The organism is Kitasatospora sp. NPDC087314, assembly GCF_044744365.1.
Classification (GTDB): domain Bacteria; phylum Actinomycetota; class Actinomycetes; order Streptomycetales; family Streptomycetaceae; genus Kitasatospora.
This window is the reverse complement of record NZ_JBIUYE010000010.1, coordinates 102,451-121,668: the sequence shown is the minus strand read 5'-3', so window position 1 is coordinate 121,668 and position 19,218 is coordinate 102,451. Positions and strand designations below refer to the sequence as shown.

Genomic DNA, 19,218 nt, shown 5'->3' with positions numbered 1-19,218 from the left:
GATCGCGCTCGACGTGGGTACCACGCATGGCCATGGCTGTGGGGTCGGCGAGCCCGGCCACCAGGTCGCCAACCGGGGAGCGGCGATGCCCGCCCCGGAGCTACCGCGGGGGAGGGGCCTGTCGTGATCCTCACCGTCACCCTCAACGCGGCGCTGGACGTCACCTACCACATCGACCGGCTGCGCCCGTACGGGAGCAACCGGGTGCGCTCGGTGGTCCAGCGCGCCGGCGGCAAGGGTGTCAACGTCTCCCGCGTGCTGCACGCCCTGGGGCAGCCCACGGCCGTCACAGGCTTGGCCGGTGGTCCGACCGGCGAGGTGCTGCGCAGCGAGCTCGCCTCGGCGGGGCTGGCCGACCGGTTGGTGCCGATCGCGGGCGAGAGCCGCCGGACGGTGGCCGTCGTGGACGAACTGGCCGGTGACGCGACGATCCTGCTGGAACCCGGGCCCCTGGTCCGCTTGGGGGAGTGGGGCCGGTTCCTGGACCGGCTCGATACCCTCCTGCCCGGGTCGGAGGCGGTGGTGTTCTCCGGCAGCCTCCCCAGGGGAGTGCCGGCCGATGCCTACGCCGAGCTGGTTCTTCTCGCCCGCACCCACGGTGTGCCGGCCGTGGTGGATGCGGACGGACCGGCCCTGCAGGCCTCGTTGGCGGCGATGCCGGTGCTGGTCAAGCCCAACGCGGACGAACTCGCGGCCGTGACGGGGCTGCGGGATCCCGTCCTCGCCGCCCGCGCCCTGCAGGGCGCGGGTGCGAAGTCGGTGGTCGCCTCGCTCGGGCCCGATGGCCTCGTCGCCGTGACACCGGAGGGAAGTTGGCAGGCCCGAGTACCTGAGCGGCTGCTCGGGAACCCGACCGGTGCCGGTGACGCGGCCGTGGCCGCGCTCACGGTCGGCCTGGCGGCCGACGCGTCCTGGCCGGACCGGTTGTCGGAGGCCGTCGCGCTCTCCGCCGCCGCCGCCGCCGCTCTGTTGGCAGGCGACTTCGACCCCGTCGTCCGCGCGCGTCTGCGACCGCTCGTGGAGATCCAACCCTTGAGGAGCCTGCCATGCCCCTGACCCCGACCGGTGACATCGTCGGAACTGCGGTGTCCGCGAACCAGGGTGTCGGTGCGTTCAACGTCATCCAGCTCGAACACGCCGAGGCCATTGTCACGGGCGCCGAGGTGGCCGGCTGCCCGGTGGTCCTCCAGCTCAGTGAGAACGCCGTCCGCTACCACGGAGGACTGGCTCCGGTGGGTGCCGCGGTTCTGGCCGTGGCCCGGGCGGCCGCCGTCCCGGTCGCGGTGCATCTGGACCACGCGACGATGCCCGAGCTGGTCGAGGAGGCCGTCGGGCTCGGTTTCACCTCCGTGATGTTCGATGCCTCCGTGCTGGAGTACGAGGAGAACGTCCGGGCCACGGCGGAGGTGGTGGCGCGCTGCCACGCGGCGGATGTCTGGGTGGAGGCGGAGCTGGGCGAAGTCGGCGGCAAGGACGGCGTGCACGCGCCGGGTGCGCGGACCGAACCCGGCGAAGCGGCCGCGTTCGTGGCCGCCACCGGCGTCGACGCGCTCGCGGTCGCGGTCGGGACCTCGCACGCCATGACCACCCGTGACGCCGAGCTCGACTTCGCCCTGATCGCCGAACTACGCGCCGCCGTCCCGGTGCCGCTGGTGCTGCACGGCTCCTCCGGAGTGGCCGACGATCACCTGACCCTCGCCGTCGAGCGCGGCATGACGAAGATCAACATCGCCACCCACCTCAACCAGGTCTTCACCGCCGCCGTCCGGCGGGCCCTCGCGGAGAACGGCGAACTGGTCGACACCCGCCGCTACCTCGGCCCCGGCCGCGCCGCGACGGCCGCCGAGGTCGCCCGGCTGCTCCAGGTGCTGAAGGCCCCGGTGCTGACGGCCTAGGGCACGCCCTAGGACCATCGGGTGGTCACCGCGTACGGGCAGGAGTCGGAGGGTTGACTTTCTATCATGCTCAAAGCCGATCGCGCGGTCCGGATCCTGTCGCACATCACCGAGGCCGGGAGCGCGGATGTGCACGCGCTCTCGGAACTGCTCGAAGTCTCGGCTGCGACGATCCGCCGGGACCTCCAGGAACTGCACGACCAGGGCCTGCTCCACCGCACTCGCGGTGGCGCGTCCACGGGGCCGGTGAACCTCGAACTGTCGCTGCGGCGCAGGAGCGAGCGGAGGCAGGAGGAGAAACGGCGGATCGGCCTCGCGGCCGCCGAACTGGTTCCCGAGGGCGCGGTGGTCGGTCTGACGGGCGGGACCACCACGACCGAGTTGGCCCGTGCCCTGGCCGATCGCACCGGGATCACCGTGGTCACCAACGCCGTGAACATCGCCGCCGAACTGATCGTGCGCCCGGAGATCCGCCTGGTGGTCATCGGCGGCCTCGCACGGTCGGCGAGCTATGAGCTGGTCGGTCCGGCGGCGGACCGCATGCTCTCGCACTACCACCTCGACGTGGCCTTCATCGGTGTCGACGGCCTGACCGCTCAGGAGGGATGCACGACACACGACGAGATGGAAGCCCAGACCGACCGGGACCTGCTCCACAGGAGTCGGCGCTCGGTCGTCCTCGCCGACAGCACCAAGGTCGGTAGGGTGGCTTTCGCCTCGATCTGCCCGTTGTCCGGGGTCCACACGCTGGTGACGGACCTCGGGCTCGCCGTCGACCAGGCGAGGGCCATCGCGAAGTGTGGAGTGAAGATCATCCGCGCCTGACGGGGCGTTCGCCGGCCATTTCGGTGTGGCTCCTGGTGTCGCGCAAAGGTCAGGACGCGGGGATCGGGGCGACCCGCACCACGCGTGCGGCCGGTTCGGCCGTCGTGGGGAGGGTGAGCACGGTTCCCTTGCGGCCGGCCTTGATGGGTACGGGCGCGGCCGAGGCGAGCTCGATGACCTGGGTGTCCTGCGGCAGGTGGAGATCGGTGACCACGGTCTCTCCCGTCACCGGGCCAAGGAGGTGGACGTAGAGGGCGTCCGCCGTCGTGGTGAAGCGGACCGGCAGGCCGTCCTGGGTGGTGGACTCGGGAACCGTCCAGGGCCGGGTACCGTAGACCGCCTCACCGTGGACGTCGAGCCAGCGGCCGAGTTCGCGCAGCGCCCGCTGCTGGAGCCGGGGGATCCGGCCGCGGTCGTCCGGGGAGACGCCGAGCAGGAGATTGCCGTTCTTGCTCACGACGTCGAGCAGGAGGTGGACCAACTCGGTGCCGGTGAGGGTGTGTTCGGCGCCCTCCTGGCGGTTCCAGCCGAACGAGAGGCCGAGTGGGCGGGCGACCTCCCACGGCCGGGCGTCCACCTCGTGACGGCGGGCGAAGTTGGGCGTGGCCACGTCGTAAGGACCGGACCAGAAGCGGTCGTTGACGATCCCGTCGGGGACGGCCGCGTAGTAGTCCTGGATCAGCCGAGTGGGGTCGCCCGGGTATCCCATGTCGTTCCAGAGGATGTCGGGACGGTAGTGCTCGATGAGTTCGCGCCAGTGTGCGTCGACGTAGGCGGCGTAGTCGGGACCCGGCGGGCAGCTGACGCGCGTGTCGGTCATGCGGCGGACCGGGAGGTTGGCGAAGGACCAGTCGAGGCCCGAGGAGTAGTAGAGGCCCACCCGCATCGACCGGTCGCGCACGGCCGCCGCGAACTCTCCGACCACATCGCGGGGGGCGGTCCAACCATCCGGATGCGGTACTCGGGACGGCCAGAGCCGGTAGCCGTCGTGGTGCTTGGCCACCGGCACGATGTAACGGACGCCGGCCGCGGCGAACAGCTCGGCCCACTCCTTCGGGTCCCATTCGTCGAGCGCGGTCGCGAAGGGTCCGCGGAAGTTCCGGTACGGCGCGTCCCCGTAGGTGGCGTGGTGGTAGTGCCAGGTGGGGCTGGACTCGATGGCCAGACCGTTCTCATACCACTCGGAGAACGGGGTGGGGACCAGCGGGTCGAGTTCGTCGCCGCCGCGAGGCGTGCTCTCGTCGTCGACCAGCAGCTCGACCAGCGACTCGTCCAGAGGCGCCCAGCCGGGGACGGAGTACAGCCCCCAGTGGATGATCACGCCGAGCTTGGCGTCCCGGAACCATACCGGGGTCTCGCGGCTCGGCGGTTCGGCCTCGGTCGCGGCGCGGCGTCGTTTGCTGGCCGTCGGCACCGCTTGCGGGGAGCGGCGTTCGGTGGTGCTCCGGGCGGTGTGGGCGAGGACCCAGGCGCGGGCGCCGTCGGCGTCCCGGCGCTCCAGAGCCGACACCATCATGTCGTGGTCGAGGAGCAACTGCTCACGACCCTGCTCCCAGGCCGTCCGCCAGACGTCGACCCGTGCCGGAGCGCTGAACAGTGCGTCGGCCAACGCGGAGAGCATGCTGTTGCCGCTCAGTCGGGTCAGTCCCAGGTGGAACTGCCGGTCGGCTTCGGCGGCTTCGTCATGGCCCTCGGCGGCGGCGACCTGCTCCGCCAGATCGGCCAGCGCGGCGATCTGCTCGGGCCGGGCGAGCGCGGCCGACCGCGCGGCGGCGGCTGCTTCGAGTACCGCGTGCACTTCGAGGAGTTCGGCTCGCCGGTCCTCGTCGGCGATCGGTAGCGCCAGTCGCAGCCCGGACAGCAGGTGTTCGGAGTCCAGCGCGGTGACGAACACACCGGCGCCCTGACGTGGTGCGACGAGTCCGAGAGCGACGAGCGCGCTCACGGCCTCCCGGATGGAGCCGCGCGACACACCGAGCTGCAGGGCGAGCCCACGTTCGACCGGGATCTGCTGCCCGGGGGCGTAAGCGCCCCGGGCGATCAGGCCCAGGAGCTGCTCCAGCGCCCAGGAAACGGCGGGCCGGGTGACTGCGGACGGTCGGCCGGGAGAAGTCATCGGATCTCCTTCATCTCGCTCGAACCTTAAGTCATCGGACCAATACTGGTCCAGATGCTGCTTGACTCCCAGTGAGCTGGGCTCCTAGGGAGAGGTGGAGCCATGTCATCGGGCCAATCATGACGCGAAGACTTTACATGCGGGACACGTGGGGGTAGAAAACCGCTACATCCACGGAGTCATCCGATCAATCGGCCGAGCGATGAATGACCCGCCGGTCCCCACGCACACGAGGATCCCCATGACCATCTCCCGGAGAGCCTTCGCCGCACTCGTGGCCGGCTGCACCCTGACCCTCACGGCTGCGTGCGGCAGCGGTTCGAGCTCGACCGCCCCCGAGGCGGCCGCGACCGGTCCGATCACGCTCAACCTGTGGACGTGGACCGGGGCACCCGGTGGCACGGCCATGCAGCGCGCCATCGACGCGTACACCAAGGACCACCCCAACGTCACGATCAAGAACAATGAGATCGCCGCCGCCGATTTCAAGGCCAAGGTGCCGCTGGCGCTGAACGCCGGACAGCAGATCGACGTCCTGGCCGTCCAGCCGAACCTGTTCGCGGATCAGATCAGGGGGCAGCTGAGGCCGCTGAGTTCCTGGGAGAAGGACATGCCGGCCGGGACGATGGCCAAGTTCCAGCCCCTCGCGATCGACCTGGGCAAGAAGCTGTACAGCGACGGTCAGCTGTACTCGGTGCCGCTCGGAATGAGCGGCTCGGCGGTCGGCTACTACAACGCCGCCCTGCTCAAGGAACTCGGCGTCCAGCCCCCGCAGGCCTTCGCGGACATGGCCGCGCTGGCCAAGACCCTGCAGGAGAAGAAGCCGGGCATCTCGGTGGCGGTGATGCCCTCCGGCACCGACTCCTGGTTCCAGGACGAGTTCGCGCTCACTCTGGCGGGCCAGAAGGACGCGAACTTCTTCGACAACGTCCGCTACCACAACGGCAAATGGAACACCCCGGCCTACGCGCAGTCGCTGACCGACCTGCAGAAGGCCTACGGCGACGGCAGCCTGGACAAGAACTCCATCGACGTCGACTACGCCAAGGCCGAGGAGGCGTTCGCCACCGGCAAGGCCGCAATCCTCTTCAACGGCACCTGGGACTCCAACCTGCTCTCCCCGGCCTACCGAGCGGCCAACAGGATCGGGCTGACCGACGTCGGTGCGATGCCCGTGCCCGCGGTGTCGGACGTCTCGACCCGCTCGCTGCGCTCCTTCCTGGACGTGACCATGGGCATCCCGAAGAAGGCCAAGCACCCGAAGGAGGCGGCCGACTTCATCGCCTACCTCACCGCCGGAGCCGGCGTCGACCAGTGGGCGAACCGGCTCGGCCTGATCCCGGCGGTGCAGGGCTGGTCCGCCCCACGGGGCACGGTCGCCTCCGACGCGGAGCAGAGCGGGCTCAAGACCATCCAGGATCTGATCGCCAACCCGCACAGCGACCGGAACAACCTCAGCGCGTTCTCGGCCGAGGCCGGCAAGAAGGTGCTCAGCGTGATCGGCGGCGCCGACCCGCAGCAGGCCGCCCAGCGGATGCAGGCCGACCTGGACAGCGGCAAGTTCAACTGACGCCGAGCGCACAGACCTGTGAACCGGGCGCGAAGCGACCGCGCCCGGACCGCGGTCCGATGAAAGGCTACCGATGCGACGCAAGCTGAAGGGCGAGGGGCGGACCGCTCTCCTCTTCCTCTCCCCGCTGTTCCTGGCCTACGCGGTCTACTACGCCTACAGCTGCTGGTTCCTGATCGGAGCCAGCTTCACCAAGGTGTCGATCAACTTCTCCAACGCCGTCGACGTCGGCTGGCGGAACTACCGGTTGCTGCTGGAAGACCACACCTTCCTGACGGCCATCCGCAACAACCTCCTCTTCGCGGCGGGCAGCATCGCAGTCTCGCTCACCCTGGCGTTCGTGATCGCCGTCATGCTGGCTTCCGGCATCGGCGGGCGCCGGCTGTACTACGCCGTCTTCCTCGTGCCGGCCCTGACTCCGATCGCGCTCATCGCGACTGTGTTCGGGCGGATGCTGCAGTACCAGGACGGCGCGCTCAACCAGGCGCTGCGCTCGATCGGCCTCGGCGGGCTGGCCCAGCACTGGCTGACCGAGCCGGGCTGGGCGTTCGCCTCGGTCATCGGGTTGTTCGCCTACCTGATCGGTCTGCCGATCATGTACTACACGGCGGACCTCGCCGCGATGCGCACCGACGTCCTGGAAGCGGCGGTCCTGGACGGCGCCGGACCGCTGCAGATGATGCGCACGGTCATCCACCCGATGATGCGCAGCACCCACATCACCGTGACGCTCGCCCTCCTCCTCGGCTCCTTCCGGGCGTTCGAGCTGGTGCTGCTCTCCACGGGTGGCGGTCCCGACGACACCACCGAGATCGTCGGCACCTACACCTACCGCTATGTCACCTCCGGCGGTTCCACGATCGGCTACGCCTCGGCGGCATCCGGGCTCGTCCTGATCGTGGCGCTGCTCGTGTCAGCGGTGCAGGCCCTGATCATCAGGACGAGGAAGGGGGGCTCCCGATGAGCGCGAACGGTGGCTTCGGGCTGCTCGTCCGCCGGCGCAGGGACCGGTACATCGCGCAGGCGATGCTCGTGGCGACCGCGCTGCTGTGGCTGGTCCCCGCCTGGTCGGCGCTGCGTGAGGCTCTCAAGGTCGGCGGATTCTCGAACTTCACCTCGCTGTTCAGCGATCCGCTGGGCGGCGTCCCGATCTGGCGCACCTACCTCAACAGCCTGCTCAACGGGGTCGTGCACACCGCGGTGGTGCTCTTCGTCTCGCTCCCGGCGGGATACGCCTTCGGCAAGCTGCGCTTCCGCGGCCGTGAGGCGCTGTACTACGGGACCATCCTGTTCCTGGCCATCCCCGGAACCGCGATCCTGGTACCGCTCTACCACGTGACCCAGCAACTGGACCTGTTCGACAGCCACCTGGGGGTCGGTCTGCCGGAGGCGGCGCTCACCGTCCCGTTCGGGGTCCTGCTGATGCGCAACCACGCGGAGAACGTGCCCGACACCCTGCTGGAGGCGGCGATCATGGACCGCGCCGGACACCTGCGGATCTTCACCCGGATCTTCGTCCCCATCGCCCGGCCCGCGATCGTCAACCTGACCGTGCTGTGCTTCATGTGGTCCCTGCAGGACTACCTCTGGCCGAGTGTCCTCAACACCGAGCCCGAAATGACCACCGCCGCCCAGGCCGTCTCCACCTTCCACAACGCCCTGTCGGCCTCCCCGGTCGACTCCGCGCGCTACAGCGCCAGCCTGGTCCTGCTCGCTGTCCCCGCCGTGCTGCTCGTCGTCCTCGGCCAGCGCTTCATCACGAACGGGCTCACCAGCGGCGCGACCAAGGACTGATTCCCGCAAGGCCCCCACGCTCCCACGGACTGGCCGTGGGCACCCCTGAAGATCACCCCCACCCAGGAGTCTTCATGCACCGTAGACGACGGCTGGCAGCCCTGGCCTGCCCGGTCGCTTTGATCATCGGCACGCTCGTCCCGGCGGCCCCGGCCGTGGCGGCCGATTCCTCGATCAGCTCCTCGCTGGTCCAGGTGCAGTTCGACCCGGCCACCGGCCTGCCAGCCCAGTACACCTTCCCCACCTGGTCGAACGCGTGGCTGCGCGGCAATGACATGAGCGGCAGCAGCGCCAACCAGCTGACGGCGGCTTCACGCAACAGCTCCAACAGCGAGTTCTCAGGGGCGAACTCGCTGCGGTTCAACCGCATCGAGACGCCGTCCTCGACCCAGGCGAAGGTCTTCTACGACGCGTACTGGAGCGACGGCGTCACCAGGACGGCGTCCTTGGCGATCCAGTACGACGTCTCCGGGGCCAACGTCGCCATCAGTCTGCAGGACGTCACGGAGACCTCCGGCTACCAGCTGATCTCGGTGAACCTCCCGAGCCTGCTGTCGGTTCGCCAGGAGGACGGCGGTTCGCCGTGGATCCTGGACGCCAACGGCGGCGGCCGGCTCAACCCGCTCGCCAACGCCGGCGTGGGCGACAAGCCCCGACTCGACACGTCCCCCGACGACTCCGCCCTGGGCACGGTCCCCTACTACCCGGTCGACGCCGTGGGCACGACCGGGGCCACGGGCTCACTGGAACTCAAGGGTTACCTGACCCAGACCTTCGCGTCGGTGTACACCAGCGGCTCCAACAAGCACTACACCGCGGGCGTCGGCGCCCAGTACCGCGTGCGCGGAGGATCCGCGACGCCGAACATACCGGTCAACCAGGCGCTGATCGCGCAGCTGACCTTCGCCGGCGACTACGACGCGAGCGGCTCGGTGGACTGGCTGGACCTCGCCAAGACCATGCGGGACCAGGCTCCGCCGATCCCCTCGCACTACTACGACGACAAGTTCGTCTACCAGGTGCTCGGCCAGACGGGCCGCCACGGGGTCACCACCACGTTCGACCAGGCACAGCGGCTCGCCGGGCGGATCTCGAACCTGATCGACGGCAACCCGCAGGTGATGCAGTTCGCCGGAGCCTACGAGGGTGGGCACGACACAGCCGAACCCAACTACACCCAGGTCAACAGCGCCCTCGGTGGCCCGGACGCTCTGAAGGCGCTGCGGGCCAACGCCGCCAACCTGTACGACACCAACGTCACCTTCGACGACAACTACGACGACATGTACAACGACCCGTGGAGCTGCAACGCCCAGGTCGCCAGCGCCTGCTTCAACTCCGCCGACGTCACCCGCACCATCGACAACCAGCTCCAGACCAACCATGCCTGGAACGGCACCGACGGCAGCTACATCGCCGGGATGAAGAAGTACGTCGACAGCGGTCGGGCCCTGGCCCGCGCCGACGGCACCATCACCACCTACGGCCTGCACGACGCCGCGCTCATCGACGCGATGTCGACCTGGGCCCTGCGCAACGACTGGGACCCCTCCCACCCCGCCAGCGCCGTCGACAACATCGTCGGCGGCAAGTTCAAGATCATCGACGAGTACGCCAAGTACGGCGTCGCGGTCAACAGCGAGGCCGCGCGGTACCCGTTCATCGGCAAGCTGACCATGGCCGTCGACGGGCCGGAAGGCGGCGGCTGGGTCGGTCCCCCCAGCACCGAGGTGCCTTTCATGGCCACGGTGCTCCGCCACAGCGTGATCTACGGCGGGAAGGACTACGGCAACCCGAGCATTCCGCGCATGACGCTGGACGTGGACCCCAAGGTCATGCTGGTGAACAACAACCGGTCCGCAGACTGGGTCACCCTCTCGGGGCGCACCGCCGGCGACAAGGACGTCGCGGACGCCTACTACCTGGTCTACCGGCCGTGGATGCTGCTGTCCAAGCTCGACATCGACACCTTCACCCGCAGCGCCGACCGGCAGTCGATCCACCAGACCCTCTCGGACCGCTCCGGCAACACCGCGACGATCGACATCAACTACCAGACCAACACGTTCTCGGCCGTGTACAACGGCAAGCAGATCATGAACGGGTACAGCGCGACGGTGCCGATGGACAGCACCCGGATCGCCTTCTACTCGCAGACCGCCAAGACGCTGACCTACCCGCTGCCGGCCGGTGCCGACCCCGCCAAGGTCCGAGCCTCCGCACTGTACGGCGACCACCGCGGTGACATCACCGCCACCGTCGACACGGGCACGATCAGCGTCAGCGTGCCGGCCGGCGTCCCGGTCATCGTCTACCTCGACCAGCAGACGCCCACGATGGTCAACGACGACTCCGCCGCTGTCAGCTACTCCGGCAGCGGATGGGCCGCCCACACCAACCGGGGCCTCGGTGACCACGGCAACGACGTGCATGCCACCTCGACCAGCGGCGACTCGGCGACCGTGGGCTTCACCGGCACCGGCATCGACCTGCTCACCGAGAAGAACAGCGACGAAGGCACCGCCGACATCTACCTGGACGGCCAGCTCGTCCAGAGCGTCAACGCCAACGCCTCCAGCCGGTCGGCGCAGGTGCCGCTCCACAGCGTCGCCGGGCTCACCTACGGCGCCCACACCTTGAAGGTGGTGAATACCAGCAGTTCGTACCTGCTGATCGACGCCTTCAAGGTCACCAGCAACATCCCGCCCACCCGGACCGTCAACGACAGCAACTCCGGTATCGCCTACAACGGAGCCGGCTGGCAGTACCACCGGTCCCGGACCTTCGGCGACCTGTCCGGTGACGTGCACGCCACGACCGCCAACGGCAGCTCGGCCTCGTTCACGTTCTTCGGTGCGGGCGTCGACGTCCTGTCGGAGAAGAACGCCGACCAGGGTGACATCACCGTCTCCGTCGACGGCGGCGCGCCGCAGACGGTCGGTACCTTCGCAGCGAGCCGATCGGCACAGCAGGCCGTCTTCTCGAGGCGCGGCTTGAGCTCGGGCCCCCACACCGTCACCCTCACCAAGCAGAGCGGCGAGTACATGCTGCTCGACGGCTTCACCACCGTCAACTGACCGCCTCCTGCTGCGCCGGTGCCGTCGGTGGTGCCACCAGTCCAAGGAAGGGATCACCACGTTGAGTGTTCTGAGGTATCGCCGGCCGGCCCGGGAGTGGACCGAGGCCCTGCCGATCGGCAACGGATACCAAGGAGCGATGCTGTTCGGCGGCGTCGACACCGAACGGCTGCAGATCAACGAAGGCACCGCCTGGTCGGGGAGCACAGCGAGCGAGCAGCTGCCGCCGATGGTCACCGCGGAGCAGGCCCGAGCAGCGGTGGACGCCGCACGGGTCGCGCTGCTGGAGGGAGCCTCCGAGGCCGCGGACGCGGCGGTCCGAAGGCTACAACACCGGCACGGCCAGGCCTTCCTGCCGTTCGTCGACCTGTCGCTGCGGGTCTCGCCCGCCGGATCGGACACCTGGCACAGCGAACCCGACTGCTACGAGCGCAGCCTCGATCTCGGCACGGCCACCCACGAAACGCGATGGCAGCGCGACGGGACCGAGGTGCGGCAGACCTCGTTCGCCGGCCATCCCGACCGCGTGCTGGTCCACCGGTTGCGGGCCGGGCGCCCGGTCGACGTAGTGGTCTCGCTCACCTCCCCGCTGCGGACACTGGGCGCCCCGCAGCCGGTCGGCAGCGGGACGCTGGCGATCCTGCTGCAACTTCCCAGCGACGTCCTGCCCGCCCATGACCAGGCGCGGGAGCCGATCTCCTGGGACAGCACACCGGGCGCCGCGCTGCGCGGGGCCGCGAGCGTCGCGCTGCTCCACGACGGCCAGGTGGTCGCGGGCCGGGACGGGACACACGCGACGCTGACCAACGTCACCGCTCTGGACCTGGTCATCGCCACCGCCACCACCTTCCAGCGCATGGGGTGTCCTCCTCACGGCGACGAGCACGACGCCCTGGCCCGCGCGAGCGCGCAGCTGGCCAGCGCGCTGGAGCGCGGCGTACCGGCGATCCGGGGACGCCAACTCGCCGATCATCGTGAGCTGTTCGGGCGCGTCAGCTGGGAGATGGACGCGCCGGAACCGGCCGAGGACTCGACCGGCGAGCGCCTGCTGGCGGCCAACGCCCACCCACGGGGAGCGCTGGCCGCCGACCCGCAGTTCGCGGTCCTGCTCTTCGACTACGGTCGCTACCTGCTGATCTCCTGCTCCCGGCGCGGCGGGACCCCCGCCAACCTGCAGGGCATCTGGAACGACTCGCTGCGTGCCGCCTGGAGTTCCGGCTTCACCACCAACATCAACCTGCAGATGAACTACTGGCCGGCCGAGGTCGCCAACCTCCCCGAGACCGTGCCACCCCTGATCGAGCTGGTCGAGACGCTGAGCCGCAACGGCCGGGAGACCGCTCGCCGGCTGTACGGGGCATCCGGATGGGTGGCCCACCACAACACCGACATCTGGGCCTACACCCAGCCGGTCGGCCAGGGCCGGCACGAACCGAAGTGGGCGTTCTGGCCGTTCGCCGGCCCTTGGCTGGTCCGGCACCTCCACGACCACCTCGCCTTCGGCGCCCGATCGGAGCCCGATCCGGAGCGGTTCGCGCGAAGCACCGTCTGGCCGGTCACCGCCTCGGCCGCGGAGTTCCTGCTCGACTGGCTCGTCGAGCAACCGGACGGCAGCCTCGGCACCGTGCCGTCGACCTCGCCCGAGAACGAATTCCTCCTCCCGGACGGTGGAGCGGCGGCGGTCGCGCGATCATCGACCATGGACCTGAGCCTGACGGCCGAGCTGTTCCAGAGCCTGCTCGACCTCGCCGAACGGCTCGGACAGGCCGACGACCGCCTGGTGGACCGGGCCCGATCCGCACTGGCCCGCATTCCGGCCGTGCGCATCGGCCGGGACGGAGGCATCGCCGAATGGCTCGACGACCTCGTCGCAGTCGATCCCCGGCACCGGCACCAGTCACACCTCTACCGGCTCTTCCCCGGCGCCGGGTTGGACGAGGGCCTGCGCGCGGCGGCCAGTCGCACACTGGACCGGCGCGGAGACGACTCGACCGGCTGGTCGCTGGCCTGGCGGCTCGCCCTGCGGGCGCGGCTGGGGGAGCCGGAGGCCGTCAGCCGCCTACTGGCGCTGCTCTTCCGCGACCTGGAGACCGACCGGGGCCCGTGGTCCGGGGGTCTGTACCCCAACCTGTTCGCCGCCCACCCGCCGTTCCAGATCGACGCCAACCTCGGCTACGTCGCGGCCGTCGCCGAGTGCTTCGTGCAGAGCCACGAAGGCCGCATCACCCTGTTGCCCGCCGTCCCCGCCGAGTTCGGCACCGGCCGGATACGAGGGTTGGTGGCCCGCCCGGGCGTCGAGGTCGACCTGGAGTGGAAGCAGGGCCCGGGCGGCCCCGAACTCCTCGCCGCCCGGCTGCGGGCACTGCACGAGCGGGCCTGTGGGGAGCACACCGTCGTCCACCGGGGGAGGCAGCTGAGCATCCGCCTCGGCCGGGAGTTCACCGAGCTGACCGGAGACCCGCTCGACCGGTAGGCAGCGCTGCCCCACCTGAACTGCGAAGGAGGCCGGGCCGGCCGCGGCGGTGAGGACGGTGCGGTCCCCGCCCGGGCACACGGTCAGCGGCGTGCGCGTCCGATCGTGGCGGCGTCGCCGACCACCACCAGGTCGAAGACACCCGTCACAGAGCCCGCAGAGCGAGCGGCGTGCGACGCCGGCGCTCATCAGAACCTCAGGTTCTCCGTGGCACCCTGAGCGCGTGCGTGTCGTACGGCTCGCACCGGAGGGCGGGCTCCGGCGCGGGGCCCGGCCCACAGGCTGCCGCCGGTGCCGGTGGCAACGCAGCCGACGCCACTGGGCGGACGGCCGTCCCACCGGTACCGGCTCGGACCGGGCGCCCCCTCCTGACCATTCGGACAGTGCGCGGAAGACGGGCAAGACCATGGCGGCGGATCAACGGCAGCAGCTCCAGCGCGGGAACTTCCTCCAGGAGGCCGCGGCACTTCAGCGTGCCAACGCCGGCGGCAGCCGGTACCTGGCACGGATCGCCTTCCCCTCCGCCGAGGACTCGGACGGAGTCCCCCTCGCACTGGTCACCACGGTGAGCCCGAAGGCGGGAGCGCCGGTGCTGCTGCCGACCACGGCGACCCGGCACGACCTTCATGTGGCCCTCGCCCGCGAAGGCGGATGGGCCGTCCCGGACCCGAGGCCGCTGACCCGGTTCCCGGTGACCGGGGAGGCGCCACCACTGCTGGTCTACGCCGACCTGCTCGAAGACATCGGCGACCTCCTGTTCACGCTCACCGGTTACCCCACCGATATCGGCCGTCCGGACGTGGTGGCCCGCCTGGATGCCGTCGGTCTCATCGGTGAGACCACCGCGGTGGTCGAAGTGTCCGCCCTCGGCGCGGTCCACCGGGTCAGCATCCCGCTGGACTCCGGAATCCCGCTGGTGGCCGTGCCGTTGGAGATCGCCGAGCACCTGCTGACGGTTCAGCCGTCCGCCGACGGGGCTCCCGCCGTCGAGTGGGAGTACCCCGTCGGCTGATGCTGACGGGACGAATGTCCCCCCGTTCAGGGCTGCACGACGGCGGCTGCGGCGAGGTCGGGTGGGGGACCGCGTGACGAGCGGTCCCCGGCGCGTCAGCCCGAGAAGTCCTGGGTCATCCAGACCCTTCCGGAGCCGTCCCGGACGATCGAGATGCCCACGTGACGGAACGAGCAGTCGAGGATGTTCCGGCGGTGTCCGTCGTCGGGCGCCTTCTCGGCGAGCATGGCGTCCGTCAGGCCGACGGCCATCCCGCCGATCGTTCCCGGTGTGTTGGCCACCGGTCCGCCGCTGCCGATGTTCTCGCCGGTCGCCGGCCCCCGGGCGCCGAGGTGTGGCTCGCCCGGGCAGGTGTGGTTCAGCCCGCAGCCGGAGAGCATCGCCCGGCTGTGTCCGTCGGCGCTCCGGTTCAGCGCGGTGGTGCGGTGCAGGGCCGGCAGGCCCTGATCGGCGCGTGCCCGGTTGATGACGGCGAGTACCTGTTCCTCGGCATCGGGTGCCCCGGCGGGGCCGCTTGCGGAGGACGCCGCTGAGGGGGTGGGCGTCGACGGAGCGGTCGACGCGGCGGCCGCGGACGCCTTCCGGGAAGGTGGCGCGGACGGGGTCGCCGACGCGGACGGGGTCGCCGACGCGGACGGAGTCGGCGACGTCGCGGGGGAGGGAACGGCGGCTGGTCTCGTGGGTGAGGGGGAGAGCTGCCCGTCGACCGCACCGGCTGCCACGGGGACGGACGGCGTGCCGGCCGGCGGCGTGGCGGTGGCATCCTCTGCCTGCGGGGAAGGAGAAGCGGAAGGGGCCGCTGCGGAGCGCGTCGTCGGATTCCCGGTCTCCGGCTTGAACACGGCCGCCGTGCCGCCTATCGCCGTGACGGCCACGACGGCCGCGGCGACCTTCGTCTTCCAGTGGTCGTGCCGGGCCTTCGGCTTCCGGTGGGAGGCCCGGCTGTGTGCCTGCGGCGGTCCGGCGGGGAAGCAGGGCAGGTTCGACGTCACCCTGCCGACCAGGCCGACGGGCAGGGGAACCAGCGCCAGCCCGGCCAGGAGCCCCTCGACGGGGACCAGGTCACTCGCGGTGTTCAGGCAGCGGTCGCAGCTCTGGGTGTGGCGGGCGATGCGTTTGCGCCAGAGCGGTCCGGGAACGCCGGGCCAGTCGGCCGTGACGGCCGTGAGATCCGGGCAGCGCGGGGTGGCGGCCAGCGCGCGGACGATGCCGCGCGCGGTGTCGAGCTGCTTCTTCATCCGGCCGATCCGCACGGTGACCACGTGCGCGCTCGCACCCGTCGCGGCGACGAGGTCGGCCCGGCTCAACTGGTCCGACTCGACCAGCCACCAGAGCGACAGCAGGTCGCGGTGGTCGTCGTCCAGCCAGGCGGCGGCCCGGGCGGTCTCCTGCCGCTGACCGGTCAGCCGCAGCTTCCAGACCGTCAGCTCGGCGAAGTCGGCGTGGGGATCGGGGAGGGTGTCGAAGACGTCCAGGGGGTGCGGTTCGGTCTGCCGGGGCCGGTGGTGGCTACGGACCTGGTTCATCGTGATGGCCACCAGCCAGGACCGGAAGGCCGCCGGATCGCGCAGGCCGGGAAGGCCGCGGACGACGTGGAGCATGACATCCTGCACTGTGTCGTCGACCTCGGGGTCCTGGGTCAGAGCCCGGCCGACGATGTTGTACACCAGGGGGAGGTAGGCGGCGACGAGCTCTTCGAGGGCCGCCTTGTCACCGTCCCGGGCTGCCGTCACCAGGGTCGCGTCGACATCCGTGACCATCCGATCAGACTCCAGACTTGCGGGTTTTCGTGGGTCTCTCGTACTGGAGACGGGCGGCGACTGCCGAAGTCACACAAACGAGCGCCTCCATCGGTCGAACTGCGGTGCGGTACGCGCAGCCTCCTGCCACGGCCCGACGTTCGAGTGGTGACCCGGCCCAGGACGTCGCTGCGCGGACACGGAAGGTCTCGGGGTCTGACGGTGTGAGGGGCAGGAACGGCAGCCGGACGGATGACAGCCGGCGTGATCGGGATCGGTCGAGCAGAGAGTCGCGGCTCGGCCTCGTCGCGTTTCCTGTCGTCGCCGAGCAGTTACCGAGCTCCGTCCGGTCAACCGGCTGTCCTTCTGGCGCGCAATAGTTAAATTACATTACCGGGCGAGGGCGGACAACGTCTGATGGTGCCGCTCACCTGCGGCCCCTGCCGTGTCAGCGTTCGTCGGAGGGGCCGATCGGCAGGACGGAGGTGGGAGCGGCGAGGGCCAGGGGCCGTCCGGCGCGGGTGAGGTGTCCGGACACCGGGTCGCGGTGGAAGGCGGTGAGTGTGTCGGAGCGCTGGTTGGCGCAGAAGAGGAGGTTCCCACCGGGGCAGAGGGCGATGTCGCGTGGCCAACTACCGCCGCTGGGAACGGCGGAGATCAGTTCCACGGTCGCCCCGTCGTCGTGGACGGCGTGGACGGCGATGCTGTCGTCGCCGCGGTTGGTGGTGTAGAGGAAGCGGCCGTCCTCGGACAGCCTCACCGCGGCGGCGTAGTTGGCGTGCGGGGCGCTCGGGTCCCGACGTGTCCGGGTCTCGGTGGTGGCCTCGATGCGGCCGGAGAGCGGGTCCCAGGCGCAGACGGTGAGTGTGGAGGAGAGCTCGTTGAGCAGGTAGACGTACCGGTTCGAGGAATGGAAGACGAGGTGACGGGGGCCGCGCCCGGGCGGTAGCTGGGCGCTCCGGTGCCCGGTGAGCAGGCCGGTGACGGGGGCGACGACGTAGACGTGGATCCGGTCGGTGCCGAGGTCGGTGCACAGCAGGAAGCGGCCGTCGGGCGAGGGGGCGGCCATGTGGGCGCGGGGCGCCGTGAGACGGCCGTCGGGGGTGGCCCGTCCGGGGTGGCGGATGGCCTGCACCGGCTCCCGGACGGCGATCGGGCCGTCGGCGGCGGTGGGGAGGACGGACAGGACACCGTCACCGTAATGGGCGGCGAAGACGTGCGACCCGCTGGGGTGGACGGCGAGATGGCAGGGGAGTGCACCGCCGCTGGCGGCGGTCGCGAGCGGGACGAGGCTGCCGCTGCGCGGGTCGATCCGGAAGGAGACGACCTGCCCGGCGTCGTGTTCGATGACGGCGTGGAGTATCCCGCGCGCGGGGTCGGCGGCCGTGTAGGACGGGTGGTCGATCGGCAGGACGCGGTGGTGGCGCAGGGCACCGGTGCCGTCGTAGCGAACGGTGTACAGGCCGGCGCCCGGGGTGCCGGCCGGGGCGGAGCTACCGACGGCCAGGTAGCTCCCGGTCGTCTCGGCGGGCCGGTTCGGCACAGCCTGCTCCCCGCTCACCATTCGGCGAACGAGCCGTCGGTGTGGCGCCACACGGGGTTGCGCCAGCGGTGTCCGCCGGCGGCCGCCTCGCGGACGGCCGTCTCGTCGATCTCGATGCCCAGGCCGGGTGCGGTCGGGCGGGAGACGAAGCCGTCGCGCTGGGTGAAGACGGCCGGGTCGAGGAGGTAGTCGAGCGATCCCGCGTCGGCGGTGGTGTAGCCGATGCCGAGATTCTGTTCCTGGATGAGGAAGTTGGGCGTGGCGAAGTCGATCTGGAGGCAGGCCGCCAGCGCGATCGGGCCGAGCGGGCAGTGCGGGGCGATCACGGCGTCGTGCGCCTCGGCCATCGCCGCGATGCGGCGGACCTCGGAGATGCCGCCGGCGTGGCTGAGGTCGGGTTGCAGGACGGCGACACCGGAGGTCAACACCTCGCGGAAGTCCCATCGGGAGTAGAGGCGTTCACCGAGCGCCACCGGGATGGAGGTGCCGGCGGCCACCGCGCCGATCGCGCTGCTGTGCTCCGGGAGCACCGGCTCCTCGACGAAGAGCGGGTAGTACTCCTCCAGGAGCGGCAGCATCCGGCGCGCCATCGCGGTCGAGGCGCGGCCGTGGAAGTCGATGGCCAGGTCGGCGTGGTCGCCGATCGCCTCTCGGACGGCCGCGGTGCGCCGGGCGAGGCGTTTGACGGCGGCGGGGCTGTCCAGCGGGAGCATCCGGTCCGTGCCGTTGAATTTCACGGCGTCGAGGCCGTCGGCCACCGCCGCCCGAGCGGAGGCGGCGAGTTCCGCGGGCTCGTCACCGTGGATCCAGGTGTACATCCGCACTCGGTCGCGGACCGGCCCGCCGAGCAGTTCGTGGACGGGGACGCCCAGGGCCTTGCCCTTGATGTCCCACAGGGCCTGGTCGATGCCGGCGACGGCGCTGCTGAGGACGGGGCCGCCGCGGTAGAAGCCGCCCTTGGTGAGGGTCTGCCAGATGTCCTCGATCCGCCCGGCGTCCATGCCGACGAGCAGGTCGGAGAGCTCGTCGACGGCGGCGGCGACGGTCTGCGCCCGGCCCTCGACAACCGGCTCGCCCCAGCCCACGTGTCCCTCGTCGGTCTCGATCCGCAGGAACAGCCAGCGCGGCCGGACGAGGAAGGTCTCGAGCTTGGCGATCTTCACGGGTCTCCTCG

12 protein-coding genes and 1 pseudogene are annotated in these 19,218 nt (G+C 70.6%); 9 read left to right on the top strand and 4 right to left on the bottom strand.

The genetic code is table 11. From position 1 onward, the window contains the following. Positions 1–123: 123 nt before the first annotated feature. The 3 genes from ACIO5E_RS22500 (at position 124) to ACIO5E_RS22490 (ending at position 2,720) form a co-directional block, all read left to right on the top strand. Positions 124–1,056 (top strand): 1-phosphofructokinase family hexose kinase, encoded by a 933-nt coding sequence (locus ACIO5E_RS22500; protein ID WP_400670561.1) that lies wholly within the window; start codon positions 124–126, stop codon positions 1,054–1,056. Further along, complete coding sequence (locus tag ACIO5E_RS22495; RefSeq protein ID WP_400670559.1) at positions 1,047–1,895, top strand: ketose-bisphosphate aldolase; 849 nt, start codon at positions 1,047–1,049, stop codon at positions 1,893–1,895. The genes ACIO5E_RS22500 and ACIO5E_RS22495 overlap by 10 nt, the downstream gene beginning before the upstream one ends. Before the next feature lie 66 nt (positions 1,896–1,961). Next, positions 1,962–2,720, top strand: coding sequence for a DeoR/GlpR family DNA-binding transcription regulator (locus ACIO5E_RS22490; RefSeq protein WP_400670556.1), 759 nt, complete (start codon positions 1,962–1,964; stop codon positions 2,718–2,720). 49 nt (positions 2,721–2,769) lie between these two features. Here the strand turns inward: ACIO5E_RS22490 and ACIO5E_RS22485 are convergent, their stop codons facing one another. Beyond that, entirely contained in the window at positions 2,770–4,836 is a 2,067-nt protein-coding gene (locus ACIO5E_RS22485) for an alpha-L-fucosidase (RefSeq protein ID WP_400670555.1), read from the bottom strand. 241 nt (positions 4,837–5,077) lie between these two features. Between ACIO5E_RS22485 and ACIO5E_RS22480 the strand changes: the two genes are divergently transcribed. The 6 genes from ACIO5E_RS22480 to ACIO5E_RS22455 all read left to right on the top strand — a co-directional run bounded on the left by ACIO5E_RS22480 (position 5,078) and on the right by ACIO5E_RS22455 (position 14,762). Next, complete coding sequence (locus ACIO5E_RS22480) at positions 5,078–6,406, top strand: ABC transporter substrate-binding protein (protein ID WP_400670552.1); 1,329 nt, start codon at positions 5,078–5,080, stop codon at positions 6,404–6,406. Positions 6,407–6,479: 73 nt separating this feature from the next. Further along, on the top strand, positions 6,480–7,370 hold the full coding sequence (locus tag ACIO5E_RS22475) for a carbohydrate ABC transporter permease (protein WP_400670549.1): 891 nt from the start codon (positions 6,480–6,482) through the stop codon (positions 7,368–7,370). Next, a complete protein-coding gene (locus tag ACIO5E_RS22470) occupies positions 7,367–8,200 on the top strand; it encodes a carbohydrate ABC transporter permease (RefSeq protein ID WP_400670546.1) in 834 nt (277 codons plus the stop codon). Before ACIO5E_RS22475 ends, ACIO5E_RS22470 begins: the two co-directional genes overlap by 4 nt. 74 nt (positions 8,201–8,274) lie before the next feature. After that, positions 8,275–11,277, top strand: coding sequence for a DUF5696 domain-containing protein (locus ACIO5E_RS22465; RefSeq protein ID WP_400670544.1), 3,003 nt, complete (start codon positions 8,275–8,277; stop codon positions 11,275–11,277). A 61-nt stretch (positions 11,278–11,338) separates the two neighbouring features. Then, complete coding sequence (locus tag ACIO5E_RS22460) at positions 11,339–13,750, top strand: glycosyl hydrolase family 95 catalytic domain-containing protein (RefSeq protein ID WP_400670541.1); 2,412 nt, start codon at positions 11,339–11,341, stop codon at positions 13,748–13,750. 406 nt (positions 13,751–14,156) lie between these two features. Then, entirely contained in the window at positions 14,157–14,762 is a 606-nt protein-coding gene (locus tag ACIO5E_RS22455; RefSeq protein ID WP_400670539.1) for a hypothetical protein, read from the top strand. Between the two features lie 95 nt (positions 14,763–14,857). On the opposite strand, the gene ACIO5E_RS22450 is transcribed toward ACIO5E_RS22455, so the two are convergent. The 3 genes and pseudogenes from ACIO5E_RS22450 to dgoD form a co-directional block, all read right to left on the bottom strand. Further along, a complete protein-coding gene (locus tag ACIO5E_RS22450; RefSeq protein ID WP_400670536.1) occupies positions 14,858–16,522 on the bottom strand; it encodes a sigma-70 family RNA polymerase sigma factor in 1,665 nt (554 codons plus the stop codon). A gap of 427 nt (positions 16,523–16,949) precedes the next feature. Then, positions 16,950–18,044, bottom strand: a complete 1,095-nt coding sequence (locus ACIO5E_RS22445) for a lactonase family protein (protein WP_400670533.1) — start codon at positions 18,042–18,044, stop codon at positions 16,950–16,952. A gap of 14 nt (positions 18,045–18,058) precedes the next feature. Next, positions 18,059–19,216: pseudogene (gene dgoD / locus ACIO5E_RS22440) on the bottom strand (galactonate dehydratase); the annotation flags it as partial. Between the last annotated feature and the right edge of the window lie 2 nt (positions 19,217–19,218).